The 22,139-nt window shown below is 62.6% G+C and carries 18 protein-coding genes and 1 pseudogene; 9 read left to right on the top strand and 10 right to left on the bottom strand.

Annotated elements, in window-relative coordinates; genetic code table 11:
• On the top strand, positions 1–2,073 hold the full coding sequence (gene flhA, locus FHY19_RS20125; protein ID WP_259152452.1) for a flagellar biosynthesis protein FlhA: 2,073 nt from the start codon (positions 1–3) through the stop codon (positions 2,071–2,073).
• Between the two features lie 437 nt (positions 2,074–2,510).
• Here flhA and FHY19_RS20130 read toward each other — a convergent pair whose 3' ends face one another.
• Positions 2,511–2,771, bottom strand: coding sequence for a hypothetical protein (locus FHY19_RS20130; protein ID WP_259168082.1), 261 nt, complete (start codon positions 2,769–2,771; stop codon positions 2,511–2,513).
• A gap of 264 nt (positions 2,772–3,035) precedes the next feature.
• On the opposite strand from FHY19_RS20130, the gene flhF reads away from it, so the two are divergent.
• The 6 genes from flhF to FHY19_RS20160 are packed head-to-tail and all read left to right on the top strand — an operon-like array spanning position 3,036 to position 9,074.
• Entirely contained in the window at positions 3,036–4,730 is a 1,695-nt protein-coding gene (gene flhF / locus FHY19_RS20135) for a flagellar biosynthesis protein FlhF (protein WP_259168083.1), read from the top strand.
• The gene (locus FHY19_RS20140; protein ID WP_010374294.1) at positions 4,717–5,601 is read left to right on the top strand and encodes a MinD/ParA family protein; all 885 of its coding nucleotides are present in this window, start codon (positions 4,717–4,719) and stop codon (positions 5,599–5,601) included. The genes flhF and FHY19_RS20140 overlap by 14 nt, the downstream gene beginning before the upstream one ends.
• Positions 5,598–6,365 carry an RNA polymerase sigma factor FliA gene (locus tag FHY19_RS20145; protein ID WP_005918198.1) on the top strand — a complete coding sequence of 256 codons (768 nt, stop codon included), beginning with the start codon at positions 5,598–5,600 and terminating at the stop codon, positions 6,363–6,365. The genes FHY19_RS20140 and FHY19_RS20145 overlap by 4 nt, the downstream gene beginning before the upstream one ends.
• 35 nt (positions 6,366–6,400) lie before the next feature.
• A complete protein-coding gene (gene cheY, locus FHY19_RS20150; RefSeq protein WP_014507662.1) occupies positions 6,401–6,793 on the top strand; it encodes a chemotaxis response regulator CheY in 393 nt (130 codons plus the stop codon).
• Positions 6,793–7,419 carry a protein phosphatase CheZ gene (locus FHY19_RS20155; RefSeq protein ID WP_259168084.1) on the top strand — a complete coding sequence of 209 codons (627 nt, stop codon included), beginning with the start codon at positions 6,793–6,795 and terminating at the stop codon, positions 7,417–7,419. The genes cheY and FHY19_RS20155 overlap by 1 nt, the downstream gene beginning before the upstream one ends.
• A gap of 2 nt (positions 7,420–7,421) precedes the next feature.
• Positions 7,422–9,074, top strand: coding sequence for a chemotaxis protein CheA (locus FHY19_RS20160; RefSeq protein WP_259150292.1), 1,653 nt, complete (start codon positions 7,422–7,424; stop codon positions 9,072–9,074).
• A 298-nt stretch (positions 9,075–9,372) separates the two neighbouring features.
• Here the strand turns inward: FHY19_RS20160 and FHY19_RS20165 are convergent, their stop codons facing one another.
• A complete protein-coding gene (locus tag FHY19_RS20165) occupies positions 9,373–9,744 on the bottom strand; it encodes a nuclear transport factor 2 family protein (protein WP_259168087.1) in 372 nt (123 codons plus the stop codon).
• Between the two features lie 72 nt (positions 9,745–9,816).
• Positions 9,817–10,206 (bottom strand): nuclear transport factor 2 family protein, encoded by a 390-nt coding sequence (locus FHY19_RS20170; RefSeq protein ID WP_259168090.1) that lies wholly within the window; start codon positions 10,204–10,206, stop codon positions 9,817–9,819.
• Positions 10,207–10,357: 151 nt separating this feature from the next.
• Between FHY19_RS20170 and FHY19_RS20175 the strand changes: the two genes are divergently transcribed.
• Entirely contained in the window at positions 10,358–11,239 is an 882-nt protein-coding gene (locus tag FHY19_RS20175) for an AraC family transcriptional regulator (protein WP_259168092.1), read from the top strand.
• Positions 11,240–11,475: 236 nt separating this feature from the next.
• Here the strand turns inward: FHY19_RS20175 and FHY19_RS20180 are convergent.
• Positions 11,476–12,464, bottom strand: a pseudogene (locus tag FHY19_RS20180) (IS5 family transposase).
• A gap of 66 nt (positions 12,465–12,530) precedes the next feature.
• Between FHY19_RS20180 and FHY19_RS20185 the strand changes: the two are divergent.
• Positions 12,531–12,701, top strand: coding sequence for a hypothetical protein (locus tag FHY19_RS20185; RefSeq protein ID WP_259168094.1), 171 nt, complete (start codon positions 12,531–12,533; stop codon positions 12,699–12,701).
• Between the two features lie 147 nt (positions 12,702–12,848).
• Here the strand turns inward: FHY19_RS20185 and FHY19_RS20190 are convergent, their stop codons facing one another.
• From FHY19_RS20190 to FHY19_RS20215, 6 genes are all read right to left on the bottom strand, one after another.
• Positions 12,849–13,487 carry a hypothetical protein gene (locus FHY19_RS20190; RefSeq protein ID WP_259168096.1) on the bottom strand — a complete coding sequence of 213 codons (639 nt, stop codon included), beginning with the start codon at positions 13,485–13,487 and terminating at the stop codon, positions 12,849–12,851.
• Positions 13,488–13,573: 86 nt separating this feature from the next.
• Entirely contained in the window at positions 13,574–14,245 is a 672-nt protein-coding gene (locus tag FHY19_RS20195; RefSeq protein ID WP_259168097.1) for a hypothetical protein, read from the bottom strand.
• Between the two features lie 86 nt (positions 14,246–14,331).
• On the bottom strand, positions 14,332–14,748 hold the full coding sequence (locus tag FHY19_RS20200) for a type I toxin-antitoxin system SymE family toxin (protein WP_259168098.1): 417 nt from the start codon (positions 14,746–14,748) through the stop codon (positions 14,332–14,334).
• Positions 14,745–15,014 (bottom strand): hypothetical protein, encoded by a 270-nt coding sequence (locus tag FHY19_RS20205; RefSeq protein ID WP_259168100.1) that lies wholly within the window; start codon positions 15,012–15,014, stop codon positions 14,745–14,747. Before FHY19_RS20205 ends, FHY19_RS20200 begins: the two co-directional genes overlap by 4 nt.
• Before the next feature lie 799 nt (positions 15,015–15,813).
• On the bottom strand, positions 15,814–18,240 hold the full coding sequence (locus FHY19_RS20210; RefSeq protein ID WP_259168101.1) for an AAA family ATPase: 2,427 nt from the start codon (positions 18,238–18,240) through the stop codon (positions 15,814–15,816).
• A gap of 389 nt (positions 18,241–18,629) precedes the next feature.
• Positions 18,630–21,782, bottom strand: coding sequence for a TonB-dependent receptor (locus tag FHY19_RS20215; RefSeq protein ID WP_259168103.1), 3,153 nt, complete (start codon positions 21,780–21,782; stop codon positions 18,630–18,632).
• Positions 21,783–22,139 lie beyond the last annotated feature (357 nt).

The following is a 22,139-nucleotide window of genomic DNA, read 5'->3' on the forward strand; positions in this document are numbered from 1 at the left end:
ATGAATGCCCGCCGCATCATGGAGTTGCTGCGCAACGGCCTGGGCGCCCCGCTGGCACTGATGGCCATGCTGGCCATGCTGATGGTGCCGCTGGCCGCGCCGGTGCTGGATGCGCTGTTCACCTTCAACATCGCCATCTCGCTGATGGTGCTGCTGGCGGTGGTGTACGTGCAGCGCCCACTGGAATTCACCATTTTCCCGATCGTGCTGCTGATGACCACGATGCTGCGGCTGGCGCTGAACGTCGCCTCCAGCCGCGTGATCCTGATCAACGGCCAGGACGGCCATGCCGCAGCCGGCAAGGTGATCGAGGCCTTCGGCCAGTTCGTGATCGGCGGCAACTACGCCGTGGGTATCGTGGTATTCGCGATCCTGACCATCATCAACTTCGTGGTCATCACCAAGGGTGCCGGACGCGTGTCGGAAGTGACCGCGCGCTTCATCCTGGACGCCATGCCCGGCAAGCAGATGGCCATCGACGCCGACCTCAACGCCGGTTTGCTGACGCGCGAGGAAGCCAAGGCCCGCCGCGAGGAAGTCCGCGAGGAAGCCGACTTCTACGGCGCGATGGACGGTGCCAACAAGTTCATCCGCGGCGATGCCATCGCCGCCATCCTGATCCTGTTCATCAACCTCATCGGCGGCATGGCGGTGGGCATGTTCCAGCACGGCATGAGCTTTGTGGATGCCGCCTCCACCTACACCCTGCTGTCGATCGGCGACGGCCTGGTGGCGCAGCTGCCGGCCCTGCTGGTGTCGTCCTCGGTCGCCTTGCTGGTGACCCGCGCCTCGCGTGCGCAGGACATGCGCGGGGCCATGATCAGCCAGGTGTTCGGCCAGCACCGCGCGTTGGCGGTGGCCGCAGCCATCCTGGGCCTGGTCGGCCTGGTGCCGGGCATGCCGAACGTCGCGTTTTTGACGCTGGGCCTGATCCTGGGCGTGATCGCCTGGAAAATGTACAAGCGCAGCCTGGTCGTCGCCCCGACCGGCGACCCCGCCAGCGACCCCAAGGCGGCCGCCGCGGCCACCGCCGCACAGGCCAGCGCGGAACTGAGCTGGGACGAACTGCGCCCGATCGACCCGCTGGGCCTGGAAGTGGGCTACCGCCTGATCCCGCTGGTGGACAAGCACCAGGGCGGCGAACTGATGGCGCGCATCAAGGGCGTGCGCCGCAAGCTCACCCAGGACATCGGTTTCCTGGTGCCGCCGGTGCATATCCGCGACAACCTGGAGCTGTCGGCCAACGCCTATCGCCTGCTGGTGCATGGCGTGCCGGTGGCCACGGCCGAGATCTACCCCGACCGCGAGCTGGCGCTGGACCCGGGCGGTGCGCTCGGCCAGCTGGACGGCATTCCCGGCAAGGACCCGGCGTTCGGCCTGGATGCCACCTGGATCCAGCCGCATCAGCGCTCCTACGCCGAATCGATGGGCTATACCGTGGTCGACCCGGCCACCGTGGTGGCCACCCATCTGTCGCACCTGATCCGCGAACACGCCCCGGAACTGCTCGGTCACGAGGAAGTGCAGCAATTGCTGGCGACCCTGGCCAAGACCGCGCCGAAGATGGTGGAAGACCTCACCCCCAAGGCGCTGCCGCTGTCGGTGGTGGTGCGCGTGCTGCAGAACCTGCTGATCGAGCGCATTCCGGTGCGCCAGCTGCGCAAGATCGTCGAAGCCTTGGTCGAGCACGCCCCGCACAGCCAGGACCCGGCCACCCTCACCGCCGCGGTGCGGACCTCGCTGGGCCGCTTCATCGTGCAGGAGATCGCCGGCATGTCCGCCGAACTGCCGGTCTACACGCTGGCCCCGCAGCTGGAGCGCGTGCTGCAGGAATCCACCCACGGCAACGGAGTGGCACTGGAGCCCGGCCTGGCCGAGCGTCTGCACCAGAGCCTGGCCGATTGCGTCGGCAAGCAGGAAGCCCGCAACGAACCGGCCGTGGTCCTGGTACCCGGCCAGGTCCGCGCCGCACTGGCCCGCCTGGTCCGCCACAGCGTGCCGAGCCTGTCGGTACTGGCCTACAGCGAAGTGCCGGAAGACAAGCGTCTGAAGCTGGTCGGCACGATCAGCTGAGGCGTAGGAGCGCACCCCGGCGCGACGGGCTGTCCCGGGGACGGCCCATCGCGCCCGGGTGCGCTCCTACGACACGCCGCGCTGCCCCCCTGTAGGAGCGCCCTCGGGCGCGACAGGCTTTATCGGGACGGCCCATCGCGCCCAAGGGCGCTCCTACGACGCGTCGGATATCCGACCGCATCCCTCCTGTAGGAGCGCACCTGGGCGCGACGGCTTTACCGGGACAGCCCGTCGCGCCCGGCTGCGCTCCTACGACACGCCGCGCTGCCCCTGTAGGAGCGCCCTCGGGCGCGACAGGCTTTATCGGGACGGCCCATCGCGCCCAAGGGCGCTCCTACGACGCGTCGGATATCCGACCACATGCCTCCTGTAGGAGCGCACCTGGGCGCGAGGGCTTTACCGGGACAGCCCGTCGCGCCCGGGTGCGCTCCTACGCATCAGCGCTCCGGTACAGCCACCGGCAACCACAACAGGCTGGCCGCCAGGCACCAGATCCAGGCGTCGGAAATCCGCCACTCGGCGAAATCTCCAATCGATTGCATGACACCGACCGCTGAAAGCGACACGAGCGCGACTGGGTGGCGGTTCGCGCAGGCGCTCGGTGCGCTCCAACACACCAGATCTGCCCTGCCGCCCAGCACATGGGCGCCGTCGAACCGGCCAGTAACGCTGCCGAAAATCTCAATAGATGCAAGCACTTAACGAAGTGCACGCAGCGCAGCATCTACACCCAGCCGCCTCGGCGCGCTTCCACCCCCTCTCGCCAAAAACCCAGCATTGCGGTTTTGGCACGCCGCGTGCATTAGCTCTGGCGAGACCGCAGACAGCACCACCGCTGCGGGGCGGATGGCAGGACTTGGAACAACCGAACGGGACAGGCAACTCATGACGCTGGCAACACACCCACATTCATCGCGCACCCGTCCGGCGTCCGGCGGGTCCCGTTCCTGGAGGCATGTGGCATGAAGATCAAACGCTTTGTCGCCCCGGACATGCGCACCGCATTCCGCATGGTGCGTGAGGAACATGGCCCGGATGCCGTGATCCTGTCCAACCGCCGTACCGCCGAAGGCATCGAGATCGTCGCCGCCAGCAACTACGACGAAGAGCTGGTGCAGCGCGCCCTGGAAACCGCCCGCGAAACGCCGGCCCCCGGCACCGCGACGGTCCAGCAGGCTCCCGTGCAGCAGGCTCCGGCTCAGCCGGCGCAGGTTGTTGCCGCCCGCCCGGCCGCGCCGGTCCACGCTCCACTGAAGCCCGCTGCCGAGACCATGAGCCACCGCCAGCGCGTGGCCAGCGCCGCCGAAGACATGATTGCTGCCATGGCCCTGCGCCAGCCGGCCAGCGTGCCGCGCCAGGCGCCGGTCGCCACCCCGATCCGCAGCGCCGCGCCGATGCCGGCCGCGCAGGAACTGGCCGCGCCGGTCGTGCAGCGCCAGGAACACGCGCTGTCGGCGGTGCCGGAACAGCTGTTCGCCGACTTTCTGACCACCGCCCCGGTGCAGCGCCCCGCCATACAGGCCGCTCCGCTGCAGGCGCCGACCCCGGTCGTTGCCGCAGCAGTCGCCGCCCCGGCCTACGCCGCGCACGGGCAGGACGACGATGGATTCGACGACGAAGCCGACTTCGACCTGGACGACGCGCTGCCGCAGATCCTGCCGCCGGCCGCACTGCCGCCGATCGTGGTCGCCCCGCCCGCCCCCGCCGCACTGGCCGCAGTGCCGGTGGCCGCCGCGCCGGCCCCGCAGAACGACGAAGAACTCAAGCAGCTGCGTGGCGAACTGGCGCTGATGCGGCAGATGATCGAGCGCGAAATGAACCGCCTCACCGACGAGCGCCTGCGTGGCTCGCCGGTGCGTGCGCAGGCGCTGGAGCTGATGGACGACTACGGCTTCGATGCCGGCCTGACCCGCGATGTCGCCATGCAGATCCCGGCCGATACCGAATTGCACCGTGGCCGCGGGCTGATGCTGGGCCTGCTGTCCAAGCGCCTGCCGGTGGCCCCGGTCGACCCGCTGGAACGCGGCGGCGTGATCGCCCTGGTCGGCCCGACCGGTGCCGGCAAGACCACCACCATCGCCAAGCTGGCACAGCGCTTCGCCGCCCAGCACGCCCCGCGCGACGTCGCCCTGGTCACCACCGACACCTTGCGCGTCGGCGGCCGCGAGCAGCTGCACAGCTACGGCCGTCAGCTCGGTATCGCCGTGCATGAGGCCGACAGCGCCGAAAGCCTGCTCGAGCTGCTGGACCGCCTGCGCGACTACAAGCTGGTGCTGATCGATACCGCCGGCATGGGCCAGCGCGACCGCGCCCTGGCCGCCCAGCTGAACTGGCTGCGCGCCGCCCAGCAGGTGACTTCGCTGCTGGTGCTGCCCGCCAACTCCCATTTCGCCGACCTCGACGAGGTCGTGCGCCGCTTCGCCCACGCCAAGCCCCAAGGCGTGGTGCTGACCAAACTCGACGAGACCGGCCGCTTCGGCAGCGCCTTGTCGGTGGTGGTCGACCACCAAATGCCCATCACCTGGGTGACTGACGGACAGCGGGTCCCCGACGACCTGCACCGCGCCAATGCCGCCAGTCTCGTTCTTCGCCTTGAAGATTTGCGGCGCGCTGCCGATAAGCCCTGTACTCCGGAGCACAACCATGCAGTCGCGTGAATACGCCAAGCTGACCAACGCCTTCCCCCTGTCGGCGACCCGTCCCGAGCCCTTGGGCCCGGTGCGCACCATTGCCGTGACCGGCGGCAAGGGCGGCGTGGGGAAAACCAACATCTCCGCCAACCTGGCGGTGGCACTTGCCGACATGGGCAAGCGCACCCTGCTGCTGGACGCCGACCTGGGCCTGGCCAACCTGGATGTGGTCCTGGGCCTGTCGCCCAAGTACACCCTGGCCGACCTGATCGCCGGCCGCTGCACCCTGGATGAAGTCATCATCGAAGGTCCCGGCGGCGTGCTGGTGGTGCCGGCCGCCTCCGGTCGCCGCCACATGGCCGAACTGGCCCCGGCCCAGCACATCGGCCTGGTCAACGTGTTCTCCGAACTGGAACGCGACCTGGACGTGATGGTCATCGACACCGCCGCCGGCATCACCGACAGCGTGCTGACCTTCTGCCAGGCCGCCCAGGACACCGTGGTGGTGGTCTGCGACGAACCGGCCTCGATCACCGACGCCTACGCGCTGATCAAGGTGCTCTCGCGCGAACGCGGCGTGGACCGCCTGCAGATCATCGCCAACATGGTGCGCGACCCCAACGAAGGCCGCCTGCTGTACGACAAGCTCTCCCGCGTCTGCGAAAAGTTCCTCGGCGACGTGTCGCTGAACTATCTCGGCCACGTACCGCAGGACGACTGGTTGCGGCTGTCGGTGCAGCGTCAGCAGCCGGTCATCAAGGCCTACCCCGCTAGTCCGTCGGCGCAGGCCATCGCCGAAATCGCACGCCGTACCTCGCGCTGGCAGGCTCCCACCGTGCCGCGCGGCAACGTCGAGTTCTTTGTCGAACGCATCATTCAACGGGGAGTGGCCGCATGAGCACCGCTACCGCAACCACGGCCAGCGCGCAGTACCGCGCCGTGCAGCGCAACAACGCCAACGACGTGGTGACCCAGCACGCCGACCTGGTCCGCCGCATCGCCCACCATCTGGCCGCGCGCCTGCCGGCCAGCGTGGAAGTGGACGACCTGATCCAGGCCGGCATGATCGGCCTGATCGAGGCCTCGCGCAGCTACGACTCCGAACAGGGCGCCTCGTTCGAAACCTATGCTTCGATCCGCATCCGCGGCTCGATGATCGACGAGATCCGCCGTGGCGACTGGGTGCCGCGTTCGGTGCACCGCCGTGCCCGCGACGCCGCTGCGGCGGTGCGCAAGATCGAGCAGAACACCGGCCGCGCCGCCGCCGCCACCGAGGTGGCCGCCGCGATGGAAATGCCGCTGCCCGACTACCTGCGCCTGATGGAAGATGCCGCCCGCGGCCAGGTGCTGAGCCTGGAATCGCGCATCGAGGATCACGGCGAGCTGGACACCACCGCCAAGGGTGGCCCCAATCCGCAGCAGATGATGGAGCGTGGCGAATTCGGCCGCGAGCTGGGCAAGGCCATCGGCCAGTTGCCCGAGCGCGAGCAGCTGGTGCTGTCGCTGTACTACGAACAGGAATTGAACCTGAAGGAAATCGGCGCCGTGCTCGGTGTGAGCGAATCGCGCGTCTGCCAGATCCATGGCCAGGCCGTGGTGCGTTTGCGCGGCCGCCTCAAAGTCTTCGAACTGGCCGATGCCGGTGTCGAAATTGACGACTAATTTTTTCGCGTATTTTTTAGCGTTAGGAGCTTGATGTGAACAAGAACATGCGGATCCTGATCGTGGACGACTTCTCGACGATGCGACGTATCGTCAAGAATCTGTTGGCGGATCTCGGCTTCACCAATACCGCAGAGGCCGAAGACGGCAACAGCGCACTGGCTGCGTTGCGCGCGGGCCCGTTCGATTTCGTGGTGACGGACTGGAACATGCCCGGCATGACCGGCATCGACCTGCTGCGCAACATCCGCGCCGACGCCAAGCTCAAGCACCTGCCGGTGATGATGGTGACCGCCGAAGCCAAGCGCGAGCAGATCATCGAAGCGGCGCAGTGCGGCGTGAACGGCTACATCATCAAGCCGTTCACCGCGCAGACGCTGGAAGAAAAGCTGGGCAAGGTGTTCGAACGTCTGGCGGCGACCGCCTGATGAACGCCACCGTGGAAACCGATGCCGAACGTGCCGCGTTGATCGAGCGCCTGCAGAACGCGCTCGATGCACTGGAAAGCGGTGACCAGGTCGCCTGGCGTCGCGAGGTCGATCACCTCGCCGCCCTGCGCACACGCCCGATGATGCAGAGCCTGAGCCGGCTCGCGCGCGAACTCGGCCAGGCGCTGGGCGAATTGCCCACGGTGCCCGAGGAAGCCGGCGAACTGGACGATGCCTGCTCGCGCCTGGACCACGTGGTGGAAATGACCGAAAAGGCCAGCCATCGCACGCTGGACCTGGTGGAAGAATGCCGCGTGCTGGCCAACCAGCTGCGCGACGGTGGGCTCAATGAAGACCAGGGCGCGCTGCTGGACAAGATGCGCCACAACCTGACCGAGCTGTCGCTGGCGCAGAGCTACCAGGACCTCAGCGGGCAGATCATCCGCCGCGTGGCCGGGATCGTGCGCCGCGTGCATGAGGGCTTCGGTGCGCTCGGCCTGCCGCCGAAGAACACGGAGCCGAAGAAAGACGACGGCGGTCTGGCCGGCCCTGCAATCAAGGGTCTGGACCGTCACGCGGTGTCGCAGGACGACGCCGACGATTTGCTGTCCGGATTGGGGTTGTAACCATGAGTGCTGTTCCAGACGATATTGCTGCCGATTTCATCGTCGAGGCCCAGGAAATCCTGGACCGCCTCGGCGAACAGCTGGTGTCGCTGGAACAGGCGCCAGACGAAGCCGACCAGCTCAATGCAGTGTTCCGCGGTTTCCACACGCTCAAGGGCGGCGCCGGCTTCCTGGCGATCAAACCCATGGTGGAGCTGTGCCACGCCGCTGAAGAAACCCTCGGCATGGCGCGCTCGGGCCAGGCGGTGCTGCAGGCGCATCACTTCGATGCCGCGCAGCAGTCGCTGGACTATCTGCAGGCCATGCTGGATGCGATGGGCTCGGGGGAAACCGTACCGCACGCACCGGCGTCGCTGATTGCGCAGTTCGATGCCAAGAGCGGCCCGCCGGCGGTCAAGTCCGCTCCCAAGGCCGCCGCCGCCGCGCCCGCACACGACGACGCACATGGCGCTGCTGCGGCTGGCGCCAAGGCCGCGCCCAAGGCGGCGGCCAAGGGTGGCGACGCCGAGCAGACCGTGCGCGTGGACACCAAGCGCCTGGACGCCATCGTCAACCTGATCGGCGAGCTGGTGCTGTCGCGCAACCGTCTCAAGACGCTGCGTACCCGCCTGCGCGACGAAGAACTCGACCGCGCGGTCAGCACGCTGGACATCGCCACCGCCCGCCTGCAGACCGCCGTCATGCGTACCCGCATGCAGCCGGTCAGCAAGGTGTTCGCACGCTTCCCCAAGGTGGCCCGCGATGTCGCGCGCACCCTGTCCAAGGAAGTGGAACTGGAGCTGATCGGCGCCGAAACCGAGCTCGATCGCAATCTGGTCGAAGCCCTGGCCGACCCGCTGGTGCACCTGGTGCGCAACGCGATCGACCACGGCATCGAGTCCCCTGCCCTGCGCGAAGCCACCGGCAAGCCGCGTAGCGGTCACGTGCGGCTGTCTGCGCAGCAGGAAGGCGACTACGTCAGTATCGAAATCCAGGACGACGGCGCCGGCATCGACCCCGAGCGTCTGCGCGAGATCGCCCGCAACAAGGGCCTGATCGACGCCGAAGCCGCTGCCCGTCTGAGCACCGACGAGTGCCTGCATCTGATCTTCATGCCGGGTTTTTCCACCAAGGCCGAGGTCACCGACATCTCCGGCCGCGGCGTGGGCATGGACGTGGTGCAGTCGCGCATCCGCGAATTGAGCGGGCAGATCCAGATCCAGTCCGAACTGGGCCGCGGCAGCCGCTTCATGATCCGCGTCCCGCTGACCCTGGCGATTCTGCCGACCCTGCTGGTGCAGGCCGGCGAAGCCGTCTACGCCTTGCCGCTGGCGCGCGTGGTCGAGGTGCTGCACGCACCGCAGACCTCGCTGGGCTGGTTCGACGGCCGCGCCGTGCTGGACCGCCGCTCGCACACCCTGCCGCTGATCGACCTGCGCCGCTGGCTGGGCGTGCCCGCCGAACAACCGCCGCTACTGACCGTGGTGTTGCTGCAGGCCGGCGAAACCCGCTTCGGCCTGGTGGTGGACCAGGTCCGCGGCCGCGAGGAAGTGGTGATCAAGCCCCTGCCCCGCGCCCTGCGCGGCCTGCCCGGCTACGCCGGCGCCACCCTGATTGGCGATGGCCGGATGGCGCTGATCCTGGATGTGGATGGATTGCGTTCCAGCGATCATTGAGGTTGGGGATTCGGGATTCGGAGAATCGGGAATCGGGAATCGGGAATCGGGAATCGTCAAGACGATCCTGGTTGCCTGATGTAACGACAACGGCCGCGTACTGCGGCCGTTGTCGTTTCACTACCAGCATCGCTGTCGATCTATGTCGCTACGCGCGCAGGCATGGGCGCGATGTTTTGGCGACGACCAGGCTGCCGTGAAAGTGAACCTGGAACCGTTATTTCGAAAGAGCATTCTCGCAGCCGTCTCCACTCACGGGGCGTCCCAGGCGTTGGCGGGTTGTGACGACGATTGCCTGCTAAAACAGTCCATTACTATTGGCGCGCACATCAGGCATCTGCATCATGCCGTCCCAGTGTTCGGCGAACCTATCACCCTCAAACCGATAGATGTCGATGAAGCGCCACTCCTTCCCCTCCATTTCGTAACGCGAATGGAGGATCACGACATCATCTTCGGACAGAACATGCTTGAACTGGATTTTCTGCTTCCGAACTCCCTGCGAAATTAGTCGCCTCACCAGCGCTTTGACACCGTCAGGACCATCCCCAATCGTCGGATTGTGCTGAATGAAGTTGGGCGTCATGCAATCGTCCATTGCCGATTCGTCCAGATCTCCGAAAATACGTTGATAAGCGCGTGTGGCGATCAACTTGTTCTTCTCGTTCATGGCAGAAACCTCTATCTGAGCTAGTCGTATGGATGAATTTGGAACACAAACCGATGCGCGCGGGAAGAATTCCTATTTGCCCCAAAACGCATCCTCTTGCTCCGGATCTGCAGAGAATAGCCAGACCTCCACGATTTTCCCTTCGACGATACGCAGTAGGTCGATACCACGTTGCAACAGCTTGAACCCTTCGCGTTGACCGGAAAAATCGATTTCAACCGCGACAAGATCTCCATTAGCCAGATAGCTGTGTACCTTGGTAATGGCAAAGGTGCCCATTGATGCCTCCATCATGCCCCCGATCATGGCGCCAACTTCGGCAATCCCGTTCTTGGTGCCGGAAAATTGATGGTTGCCTGGCTGGTGCCACACAACAGCAGGGTGTACGAGGCTGCCGAACGCAGCTTGATCACCGGTCTGGATGGCCTGGATATAGGCGTTGGCAGTGGCGAGGTTTTGCATGTGCGAGTCCTTGTGAGTTGGGTTTTGGATAGGCCGTCGGGAGGCCCCGATCTGCTGGTGAGTGAAAATTTAAAGATAAATTCGCCCCATATCTCGATGAATTGGCGCGCTTTTATGATAAAAATCGGACATCTCAACATGCGGGTATGCCATGGCGCTCAAGGGATTGGATATCACGCACCTGGGCTACGCTCCTTCTGGTCGTGAACTTGACGTAGAGGTTCTACTCTTCGCCGACATCGTTCGACGTTCGCCCATTGAGAAGGTTAGAGCGACTCATCGCTATGACTTCCACATGCTTGTTCTGGTGACCGACGGAATCTGCCTGCAAATGGTCGACTTCGAACCGGTGCCTTGTGCTGCGGGCTCCGTCGTTGTCCTGAGGCCAGGCCAGGTGCACAGCTTTGGAGACCAAACGCATTGGAACGGTTGGCTGGTGTTCTTCCGCTCGGAATTCTTGCCGGCCATCTCCGATGTGCCGAGCAATCTCATGCCATTGCGCATGCTTGAACGCATGCCGGCCCATCGTGTCGTCTGCGAGGATGACTTCGCTCTGATGACAAACGCGGTCATGGCGATGGGCGAAGACGCAAAGTGCGATGCCTCAACCAAGGTAGTGCATACGCTCTTAAGATATCAGCTCTGCACGCTGATTCTACGTCTGGGTATCTTGGATGCGCGGCGGAGCGTCCAGGTATCATTCCGCAGTTCCACCTCGAAGCGTTTCGCCAAATTCAATGAGCTGCTTCAGACGAGGCTCGCAAGGTGGCACGCGGTGAATCTCTACGCTGATGCGCTTGGGTGCTCAGAGAAAAGTCTCAATCGTGCAACCAAGGACGCGGTCGGCTTGAGCGCCAAGGAAGTCATCGTGCAACGCCTCATCCTCGAAGCCAAGCGACTCCTTGCGCATACCGACCGGCCCATCTATCGTGTTGCAGATAGCCTGGGTTTCGAGGAGTCTACCAATTTCTCCAAGTTCTTCAGAAATTACGTTGGACAAGGGCCGGCGGAGTTTCGCTCCGCACATCGTTGAGAAGTTTGGTTGGACATTTCGGCTACTGAAAATTGCACGCCCAATTCCCAGATAGTGAGACGCTCAGGCACTGATACATCTTCCTAACCACGAGCTCCTCAAATCCCGCCGACGCCCGCTAGGGAAGGTCTGAACAACGGGGCCTGAGAGTGCGGGATGTCGCGTCGTTCCGGAGAGTCTCGTTTGGATCTTCGGATTTTGGCCATTTCTGGCGCTTTCCTTGAGAATTTCCCGGGTTACAGGCGCACGCTACCCACAACGGACAGTAACTGCTTTCGCTTCATCCACAGGTTCGACAGCGCAAACAATGTCAGCACCTGCGCCGTGTTCTTGGCCAAGCCGCGATAGCGGACCTTGGTGTAGCCAAACTGGCGCTTGATCACCCGGAATGGATTCTCCACCTTCGCGCGCACGCTTGCCTTGAAGTGTTCCCAACGCTGTTCCCGAACACGCTCGCGTTTGTTGCCAATGGCTTGCATCGTCGAGGGCCTGGCAGCGATGAAGAATGCAGCCTTGCAGCCTTGCAGGCCTGCAGGTCTTCGCGCTTGTCCGCACCGGTGTAGCCGCTGTCGCCGAACACGCTGTCTTCTTTGCCATGCAGCAACGTGTGCGTCACCGCGACGTCGGCGACGTTGGCGGCCGTGCAACGCACGTGGTGCACCAACCCGGAAAATTCATCCACGCCAATGTGCGCCTTCATCCCGAAATACCACTGATTGCCTTTCTTGGTCTGATGCATCTCAGGGTCGCGCGCATGGTCGGCGTTCTTGGTCGAACTGGGTGCAGCGATCAGTGTCGCATCGACAATCGTGCCCGACCGCAGACTCTGACCCTTGCGCGCCAGATGCGCGTTGACCGCTTCCAGCATCCGCGCTGCCAGGCCATGGGTCTCCAGCAGGCGCCGAAAGTTGAGAATTGTGGTCTCGTCCGGAACGTTGTCCAAGCCGCCAAGCTGGGCAAAGCGCCGCAAGGTAGGGATCTCGTGCAGCGCTTCCTCCATCGCCGGATCGCTCAACGCATACCACTGCTGCAACAGATGAATCCGCAACATGGTTGCCAGTGCGTGCGGCTGCCGACCGAGCCGCCCCGATACCGGACAGTGCGGCGCGATCAGGGCAAGCAGTTGCTGCCACGGAACCAACTGGTCCATCTCCGCCAGGAAGATCTCGCGACGGGTCTGCTTACGCTTGCCCAGGCCCTCAGCGTCACCGAACGTCAGTTGCATGCATCACTCCTCAACCTGAGTGGTTAGTGTCACGTATCTGCGATACGTTGTTCAGAGCTTCCTTAAGTGAATCTGACCCCGTTCTTTTTCGGCACGCAGGTGACGTGCGTCGACGGAAAGCGTGTGGCGCAACCGCTTGATGGCAGCGGTGATGTGGACGCGCTGCGCACGAGCGTGGGAATGGATTCGCTCGCAGATTATCTCAAGGACTTTCCGAATTGCACTGCGGCACCATGATGCGGGAGCTTGGGATGCCCTGAGGCTGTAGTCCGGATGGTGAAAGAAATGAACCTGGAACCGTTATGGGGGTAACGCCTGGCTGGCGCCCGAAGCCATCAACAATGGCATGTGCCTGTGGACTCAAAGGCATGACCGTTCCTTGGGTTAACGGATGTAGATCCATTCGACGCAGTGGTGCTCCACCCGCTCCTGCGGTGCATCGGCCTCGCCTCGTGGAAACACCTCCACGCGCATGCCTGGCCGGCTGAAGAAGTCACTCATCCATCGCCCGTCTTCCACCATGTTGCGTTGACGTACAAACCCGATATTTTCCAGCTTCTTGGTAAACGTATCGAAATCGATCCCGCAGATCTCCGTCATGGACGGGGAAGCACCCGCTTGCGCTGGAATAAAAGTGAACTCGAACCAACGCCCTGCAGTAGGCGTCTGGTCCATGCCAAAGCTGTAACCCCACTCACTGGTAAGCGGAGCACTGGCGCCATACCGCTTGGGATCAGCTGCCGCACGCGTCACCGGAACCCCCATTTTGGATTGCAGGTAGTCGGGCGTCAGATCGTCCAATCCGTCAATAGCTTGAATCAACGCAAGCATGCGGGTGAGCGCATCCTCTGCCGTTCGTATCGACCCGCTGGGTTCGCTGCCAACGGGAGTGACTTTGGATTCGGCTGAGGAATTCATGGCCGATGTCTTTGTGACGGTTGCCCGGGCTGGGGTGGCCGCCGTGTGGGCGCATGCGCCCAAGGCGAAGGTGGCGAGCAAGGCGTAGAGGGGGCGCGCGATCATGAAGCGTCCGTTGTGCGCTGGTGTGGCTGCGACGCTAGTGGCATCCGGCAAGGAGGTCAATCGCAAGGTCTCTGGCAGCCGCAGCCTCATCGCCGCACGCCGCGCCCCTTGGCCGGCATCTCCACCGGCGGCAATACCTCCATTCGGATGTAGACCCATTCGACGCATTTGTGCGCTACCAACGCTTGCGGTTCTGCAGCCTCACCACGCGGAAAAACCTCTACTCGCATTCCTGGGCGCGTAAAGAAATCACTCATCCAGCGCCCGTCTTCGACGATGTTGCGCTCACGCGCAAATCCCATCTGCTCAAGCTGCTGGGTAAAACGATCAAAGTCCAGGCGACAAATTTCGGTCATCGCAGGCGATGCACCGGCCACATTGCGATCAAAACGGAATTCAAACCAGCGTCCATCGAGCTTGGTTTCATCGACTCCAAATCCATAACTCCAATCCTTAGTGAGCGGGCCGAAGGCCCGATATCGGCGTTCGTCGCCTTTCACGAACTGAACCGCCTGCCCCATCGTGGAATTCAGACGCTCGGGAGTGAAGTCGGAGATGTCCTGGCTGCCCTTGATCAACACAAGCAGCTGACCAAGCAAGCCTTCCGCAGTGAGCTTGCTAGGCGGCACAGTGGTAGGACTGGATGAATTTATGGCAGATGTCTCCGTGACGGTTGCCGGGGCTGGGTTGGCCGCAGTGTGGGCGCATGCGCCCAGGGCAAAGGTGGCGAGCAAGGCGTAGAGGGGGCGCGCGATCATGAAGCGTCCGTTGTGCGCTGGTGCGGCGGGGACGCTAGTGGCATCCGGCACCGAGGTCAATCGCAAGGGGTCTGGCAGCCGCAGCATCATCGCCGCACGCTGCGCGCCTTGGCCGGCACTTCCACTGACGGCAACACCTCCATCAACAGCTGCCCTTCGCTTGCGGTGATGCGCAGCTTGGTGCCGATGACAAAGCCCAGTTGTTCCAGCCATAGGCCGCTGAGGCGAACGTGGGGCACGTGCTGGTCGCCGCCGTGGTCGTGGGCGCCGGGGTAATGGGTGTAGCTGACGGTGCATTGGCGAGGGCGGCGGGCGCGGCGGGGTGCGCGTAGCGTGCCGGGGCCTTGCGGGGAGGCGTCCGGGTCGGGCGGCAGCATCGGTGGCAGCTTGGTGCGGTCGGGCTCCACAACGACCCACTGCACGCGCTTGGGCGGCGTGGGGCGCGTACGCGTGCGGGTGGGCCGTGCGCTGGCAGATGCCGTGGGCGGGCGGCGGCGTGTCATGGCACCTCCTGGTGGTGGCGGGTGATGGTTGCAGTGACGCACTGCTGCAACCCCACGGCACTACGTGCGGACCGGTAACCCGAGGTGTGCGGCAATACAGCGAGCTGGAGCCTCAGCAGATGCGCGGGATGGTCGATCGCCTGCTCAACGGCCGTGCGTGCGACGAGCCGGCGCAGCACTCCGGCCACATCCCACCGCAGGCGGTGAGCGGAAGCTGGCAACAGATCAACCGGTACAGATGCCGGCGTGGATGGTGCGGTAGACATGGCAACGCCCTCCTGGAACAACCCAAGAACCGCCGCCAACGGCGACGGGATGTCGGGAGGTTCGAAACCGCACGTAGCCGGCGGGCATATTCCCCTTGCGGGTGTTGTATTAGCCGCCCTCCCGACGCAGGCATTGCGTCGGCTTGTCCCTGCAGGATGCAGGCACAAAAAACCCACCGGTTTGACGGAGGTGGGTACCGCTACGTGAGGAGTTTCGACGCTCCTTGGAACTAGATTGCAAGTACACGGTCTGGCGTGTCAATACACGCTGGCAGGTCTCGCGCGGCTGTGTGCGCCGCTGGCGCAGTTCCATAAGGGCCACGCAAGCCGAGCGCCGTCGCCTGATAAGTGCACCTGACCCCATCACGTTTGCCGCATGGCGCTGATCCTGGATGTGGATGGATTGCGCTCCAGCGATCATTGATTTTCGGGAATCGTGAATCGGGAAGACGATCCTGGCTGCCTGATCTAACGACAACGGCCGCGTACTGCGGCCGTTGTCGTTTTACTACCAGCATCGCTGCTGATCTACGCCGCTACGCGCGGCGGTAAGTTGGTGTGCTGATCTAATTCTCGTAGACACCTCGATGGTGATGATTCTCCCCACGAACCCCGAGCTATGCAAAAACCCCACAACCGTCAATAACGCCTTCAACCTGCAGGTAATGCAGATGACCGAGAGCCAACCCATTGCGCCCATACCGCCGCGCGGCAGGCATGGGCACGATGGTTTGGCAAAGGCCATGCTGCGTAGAAGTGAACCTGGAACCGTTATTTCAGCCTGGAACCGTTATTTCTCTTATTGGTTCCTCGCAGGCTCTCCAATGCTCTTTAACAACGCATTGTATTGATGAGGATCTGACGTATAGATCTTGTCCAAGACGAAGTTCGCCACCTTGGCGATCTCTGGAATCTCTACAGGCTTGAACCCACGATCTGGGATTGACTCAAGGTGAGAAAATTCATTGTTGAGCCGGTTCACCAATGCGACTGCCGTTGCGTCTTCATCGCCAAAGAATTTCTTGATTCGTTCAAACGCATCGTTCTTGTCGTCGTGGTACGGAAACTTGAAGAACAGGAAGGCTTCTAGGAACTTGCGAAGATTGTTCCCGAAGCCATAGAACGGCTCATGTGTGTCTTGTGCAGCGCCCTGGTTCCTGCATTTGTAGATCTGGTGGAAGAGATAGTTGAACTCAGTGATGTAGTCCTTTAGGTAGGACGGCATCAGTACGATGTTGCTCGTGGGGCCATTCCGCTCCACCATGAAATGCTCATTATCATCCACGCTCTTGGTCTTGCCTTCCCCAGCTGGCACCTTCTTTTTGGGTGTCGACAACCTCTTCAGATACTTCAGGAAGTCAAGGTTGTGGGTGGAGATGAAGAGCTGACTGTAGCGATAGCCGTTGGAGCCGTCCGCATTCTTGAACGGCTTGGCAATCAGGCTCTCGATCAGGCTGAACATGAAGAAGATGTGGTTCCCGTCCAGGCTCGATATGGGATCATCGATGTAGATGATCAAATCCTTGCCCTTGCTGTCAGGCTCTTCCAGCTTGGCTATGAAGTAGCAGAAGGCAATCAGACTGCATTCGCCTTCACTTAAGTTGTAGGCTGATTTTCCATCCCGCGTGATCTCAAACTTGACGGCATTTTTCTCCGCGTTGTCCTTGGCGTCAAGCTTGATGCCGTCGTGACCGAAGAAGTGGTTGAGCAAGGAGTTGACCCGCTCTGCACCTTTGCGTTCATCCTTCTGTTGACCTTGCAAGCGGGTGGCATCAGCTTCTAGCTTGACGATCTCGACTTCGGCGTCCGTATAGACCGTGCTGGCAGTGTCGGCGTCTGTCTTAAGACCAGCTATGCGGGCCAGTTCGGTGCTGTAGGCGATGTCACCGATGAAAGAGGCCACATCAGTGAGTCGCAATGCCTCGCGTGCGGAGCCCTTGTCCTTCTCCAGTGAGCTGGTGCGGCCATTGCTCTTGACGATCAGATCGTTGATGTCGTTGGAACACTTCTGAATTGCCGCCGAATCGTGCTCGGAGAGTGGCATGGAAACCGGCTGGAAGAGGGTGTTCTTTCTCTTCTCCAATGCTGCCTTGAGTGCTTCCAGATCCTGCTTGTAAACCTTCAAGCATTCATTGAGCGTTTTTTTACTGGCTTCAAAGGAGACCTTTTCCTCTGCATAGAACTTATCGCCGCTTAAAGTCAAGAAGCCAGGAATGGCTTGAATTTCGCTGGTGATTGAGGTCAGGCATGAATCGATGGATGATTCCAGATCGGAAGATTCCTTACTGAAATGGGCGTCCAAAACCTGCCAGATGTCATGAGGAAGATTCTGGCGGCAGAAGGCGCACGTGTCCCGCTTGTCTTTGTGTAGTGGTATCCCTTGCTTCACCCATGCCTGAAGGGCAGTCTCATTCAACAGTTCTTGAATCGCCTGGGTTGGCTTGATTGACCTTGAAAGCAGATCTTCAGCCACCTTGCTTATTGACTCGATCTTGAGGCTGATCGATATGGTGTCGGTAATGTCAGGAAGGGCCTCTTGCTTCAAGAGGTTCACCTTAGTGGCTTGCTCTTCGGTTGTCAGCGGCGTGAATCCAGCCTTCTGGACAGCAATGATGTCCTTCTTAATGCTTTCGATGTTATAGACCGCAGGGCCGTAGGTGCGGTTCTGCTTGATCTTATCATTGGCATGAGAGCGGAGCTTGCTTTCCAGAGCATCAAGAGCACCCTTATGGTTGTTCTTGGTCCGATCTCTTTCCTTCTTCTTGGTATCTAGATCGTGCCGAAGACCTGCCTTGGCTTCAAGGCTGCCAAGTTTTGTTTGGATGGCCGCGATTTCATCCTCGATCTCCTTGTTCTTCTCTCCGACGATGGCGAAGGTCTTTATTTCTCCACCAATGGCCTGATTAATTAGAAAGCTGAGATTTTCACTGACGAAATCACGATTGTAGACCCGAACATCGTAGCCATGGCCAGCGATGCTAGCCTGAGTTACGTCTCCTTTGTCCCCATGAACAGTGAAGGTTGAACCTACGTAGTTTGAGGGCATGCGTCCAGTTTCCAACGCACGGAAGATTCGTGAGAGGGTGGTCTTCCCGGAGTAGTTGCGCCCGTAGAGGATATTCAAGCGCTTGAAATCCTGAACATTGTTGCCACGGTCACGCAGGCTATTCTTCCAGTTCAGTCCGCTGAAGCTTCCGAAGCAGGTGATGTCAATCCGCTTAAACATGAGTCCCCCTTAAGAATGACTTTGAGTGTAGCGGTGCCCATAGTTGTTACATATTTTCTCCGAAATTACTGCAACTGTGAGTGTGGAACTGCACTAACTATTGGTTCCTGCTTACGTGGAGAACATCGCGATTGAGCCTCTGATGGATGTCCGCTCTCGGCCGAAAGCGGACGCGGACCGGACGGGAGTCAGAAAAACTCTATTGGCGCGCAAGGGCCTGCCTGGCCAGCGTGTGCGGCTGTCTTGCTGTCGCGGTGAACTGCTCTGGAAAGCGCCATGAAATAGAAATAACGGTTCCAGGTTCACTTCCACTACAGCTCGGCCGCCGCCAAAACCATCGCGCCCATACCGTCCGCCACGCGGCAGGCATGGGCACGACACGCTGCGACCTAAAACTTGTAGGTCAGCCCTAGGTACGCCAGCCGGCCTGCGTAGCCGCCGGTATAGAAGCGGGCGCGGGTGTCCTCGCCCAGGTGCGAGCGGGACTCCTGCTTGGTCAGGTTCAGTACCGAGGCGGTGAGGCTGAGCGCGGGGGTGATGTTGTACGCCGCGTTGACATCGATCTGGTAGTACGGCTCCTCAAAGACGTTCAACCCGTTGACCAGGCCTTGCACCAGCTCACCGCGACGGTTGTACGAGGCGCGCAGCAGCAGGCTGTCGGTCTCGTAGAACACGGTGAAGTTGGTCTGGTTTCTGGCGCTGCCCGGCATGGCGGTCTCGCCAGCCTCGGTACCGTCCTCCAGCCGCACCGCCGCCTTGCTGGCATCGTTGTAGGTGTAGTTGAACTGCACACCGAGGCCGGACGGCAGCGTGTGCTGCGCGTACAGCTCCACACCCTGCGAGACCGCGTCCTGGCCGCCGGCCTGGGTGCTGTAGTTCTGCACGGTGACCGGTTGCCCATCGACCATCATGTTGACGTCGCTGATCACGTCGACCGCGAAGTTCTCCACGTTCTTGCGGAACAGTCCCACACCTGCCACCGAACCCGGGTGGAAATACCATTCCAGCCCCAGGTCGAACTGGTTGGCCTTGTACGGCTCCAGGTTCTTGTTGCTGCCCGAGCCGTACCAGCCCTGCTCGCTGGCACCACCGGTCAGGCGCCGATCGGCCACGTATTCGGGACTGTAAAACTCCAGGCTGCCAGGCGCGGCGATGTCGTTGTAGCTGGGGCGTGCAATCACCTTGGCGGCTGCCGCGCGTAGCAACAGGTTCTCGGTCAGGTCGTAGGCCAGGTTGAAACTCGGCAGCACGTCGGTGTAGTTGCGGTCCAGCCCGCTGACCACGAACGACTCGGTGCGTTGCACGCTGTCGGCCAGGCGCCAATAGCCTTCGGTGCCGCAATAGGTGTCAGCCGGCGCGCCGCCGGGCGTGGCGGCGCCCTGCTGGCAGGCCAGCGGGTTGCCGTCGGCGCCGTCGAAGAAATAGTCGTTGTAGGCGGTCACCTTGTCGGTGGACTCGGCACGCTGGCCGGTACGCGCCACCCGCACGCCGACGTTGCCACGCAGCCGCTCGGTGTGGAAGTTGAGCTGCAGATAGCCGGAATAGATCTCTTCGTCGACGTTGTAGACGAAGTTGTCTTCGCTGCGGGTCTGCATCGCGCCGTAGGTTTGGTTCAAGTAGCCGATGTAGCCCGGGAAGTTGATCGCCGGGAACGCGCTCGCGTTGACGCCACCGGCCAGGTTGTCCTGCGCGAACAGCAGCCCCGGCGAGAACTGCGTGGCGATGGCATTGCAGCGCCCGTTCCAGTAGCGGTTGTCGTAGTCACCCGGGTCGGTGCCTGGGCACACCCAGTAGTTGTTGCCGGTACTGCGGTGGATGCCGCCGTCGCGCCGTTTGATGCCGAACTGCAGCGAGTCGACGACCTCGCCGTCGAAATGCCAGGTGGTATCGATCTGCGCGTACTGCTGCTGGTTGGTGTTGCGGGTCCAGGACGAGCCGGTCGAGCCCAGGTCGACCTGCAGGATGCCGTCGCGCAGGTTCTGCATCAGCTCCGGCGAGAACGTCATGGACGGCGTGCCGGTCAGGTCCCAGGCGCTGGCAAAGTTGGCGTTGGTCCAGCTGCCGTCGGCGTTCTGCAGGCGCGGCTTGATCGGCAGGGAAAACTGCAGCTCCGGCCCGCCCTTGGCCCAGGTGCGGCCAGCCTTGAACGCCACGTCCACCTGCTCGCCACGCCATTCGCCGCCCAGGTCCACCGTCTGCGACTGCGATTTCTCGATGTTGTAGCTGCCGGTGATCTGCGGCGTCGGCACCGTGCAGTCGTCCGAGCCCCAGCCGCCCGGCGGCAGGCCGGCCGCGGCGGCCTCGGCCTCGCTGCAGTAGTAGGTCTTGCCCGGGCGCAGGCTGTAGGCGGCGCCGGTGACGATCGTGCCGCTGGGATCGAACTGCAGCCGGTCGAGCAGACGGCCGCCGCGCCAGTTGCCGTCGCCGTTGTAACGGGCGATGTTCCACTCGGGAATCTTGATGGTATTGGTCTGCGAGTCCTGCGACAGGTCGAAGCGGAAGTAGTTCGCGGTCAGCGTCAGGTCGTCGGTCGGCTTGAACTGCAAGGTCAGTTGCCCGCCCTTGCGCTCGCGCTCCTCGCGTTTGGCGCCCAGGCTGACGGCGGTCGGCATCATGAAACCGGTGGAGTAATTGCCGTCCTGGGTCCAGAAACCGGTACCGCCCCACCAGTTGGCATTGAAGTCGGATGGATTTCCGTTCACGTCGACCGCCGGGCCGACTTCGTCGCGCCCGTACCACTGCCAGCTCTCGGTACTGGCATCGAGCGTCCGTGCGGTGCGCTTCTGCTGCGTGTAGCCAACGAAGACACCGAAGCGGTTGTCCTTGTCGTGCCACGCGTACGAACCGGAGAACTGTCCGTCGGTCTTCCTGCTGGTATCGGACCAGGTGCCCTCGGCGGAGACGAAGCCGGAGTTTGGCTCCAGTTCCAGCGGGCGCCGCGTCTGCAGGATCACCGTGCCGCCGATGCCGCCTTCGTCGATGCGCGCTTCCGGGGTCTTGTACAGCTCCGCGCTGCCGAGCAGGTTCGACGGCAGCAGCGTGTAGTTGAACGAGCGCGTCGGGTCGCCGTTGGACTCGGCGGTGGCGATGTAGTTGCCGTTCAATTCGGTCAGCACCAGCTCCGAGGACAGGCCGCGCACGCTGACGTTCTTGCCTTCGCCGCCGTCGCGGCTGATGACCACGCCGGGCACGCGCTGCAGCGCATCGGCCACGTTCTTGTCGGGGAACTTGCCCACGTCCTCGGCGGTGATCACATCGACCACGGCGTTGGCGTTGCGCTTCTGCTCCAGGCTTTTTTCGATCGCGTAGCGGTAGCCGGTCACTGTCACCGCGTCCAGGTCCGTGGCCTGCACCTCGGCCTGGCCCGTGGGCGCCGGCGTGCCGTCGGCCTGCTGGGCGGCGGCGGTAGAGGCGGTGCTCGCGAACAAGGCGATGGCGATCCCGGCGGACAGCGTGCTGCGGTGGCGTGCGAATGGCATGCAGTTCATTTCGATCGTGCTCTCCCAAAGATGATTGGCTGCGGCGGATGTCTGTCGATCCAACGATCGGCCAGGAACGCTGCGCGAAGTGACACAAAAATATCCGTCGCCGTTGCGGCAGCCTGCCCCCTCCTCTTGCGCCCGCTTCCCCATGCAGATGCAATTAGATCGTTCTAATGGCGTGGAAAGCTAAGTAGCACAGCCCATGCGGCAGCGCATTCTGCCGCGCAACAGACCAGCGGCGTTGCAAGCCACCCACGATGGGCGGCCGGCCCGCCACGCTTGCACATGGCACGGTAGAGCCCGCCGCGTCGCCGGCTGCAGCAGCGTGATCGCTGCAAGCAACACACCCTAGCCCGCAACCGGACGCAAGCGGTTAACCGAAGCGCCAGCACACACCTCATTTGAAACCGGGCTCAG

Origin of the sequence: Xanthomonas sp. 4461, from assembly GCF_024806475.1 — a bacterium.
Taxonomy (GTDB): domain Bacteria; phylum Pseudomonadota; class Gammaproteobacteria; order Xanthomonadales; family Xanthomonadaceae; genus Xanthomonas; species Xanthomonas arboricola_F.

Coding starts and splice junctions, on each gene's coding strand:
- FHY19_RS20195 (WP_259168097.1), bottom strand. CDS start 14,245: ATGATCGCGCGCCCCCTCTACGCCTTGCTCGCCACCTTTGCCCTGGGC.
- FHY19_RS20145 (WP_005918198.1), top strand. CDS start 5,598: ATGAGCACCGCTACCGCAACCACGGCCAGCGCGCAGTACCGCGCCGTG.
- FHY19_RS20200 (WP_259168098.1), bottom strand. CDS start 14,748: ATGACACGCCGCCGCCCGCCCACGGCATCTGCCAGCGCACGGCCCACC.
- FHY19_RS20140 (WP_010374294.1), top strand. CDS start 4,717: ATGCAGTCGCGTGAATACGCCAAGCTGACCAACGCCTTCCCCCTGTCG.
- FHY19_RS20205 (WP_259168100.1), bottom strand. CDS start 15,014: ATGTCTACCGCACCATCCACGCCGGCATCTGTACCGGTTGATCTGTTG.
- FHY19_RS20170 (WP_259168090.1), bottom strand. CDS start 10,206: ATGCAAAACCTCGCCACTGCCAACGCCTATATCCAGGCCATCCAGACC.
- FHY19_RS20165 (WP_259168087.1), bottom strand. CDS start 9,744: ATGAACGAGAAGAACAAGTTGATCGCCACACGCGCTTATCAACGTATT.
- flhF (WP_259168083.1), top strand. CDS start 3,036: ATGAAGATCAAACGCTTTGTCGCCCCGGACATGCGCACCGCATTCCGC.
- FHY19_RS20190 (WP_259168096.1), bottom strand. CDS start 13,487: ATGATCGCGCGCCCCCTCTACGCCTTGCTCGCCACCTTCGCCTTGGGC.
- FHY19_RS20155 (WP_259168084.1), top strand. CDS start 6,793: ATGAACGCCACCGTGGAAACCGATGCCGAACGTGCCGCGTTGATCGAG.
- FHY19_RS20210 (WP_259168101.1), bottom strand. CDS start 18,240: ATGTTTAAGCGGATTGACATCACCTGCTTCGGAAGCTTCAGCGGACTG.
- FHY19_RS20175 (WP_259168092.1), top strand. CDS start 10,358: ATGGCGCTCAAGGGATTGGATATCACGCACCTGGGCTACGCTCCTTCT.
- flhA (WP_259152452.1), top strand. CDS start 1: ATGAATGCCCGCCGCATCATGGAGTTGCTGCGCAACGGCCTGGGCGCC.
- FHY19_RS20160 (WP_259150292.1), top strand. CDS start 7,422: ATGAGTGCTGTTCCAGACGATATTGCTGCCGATTTCATCGTCGAGGCC.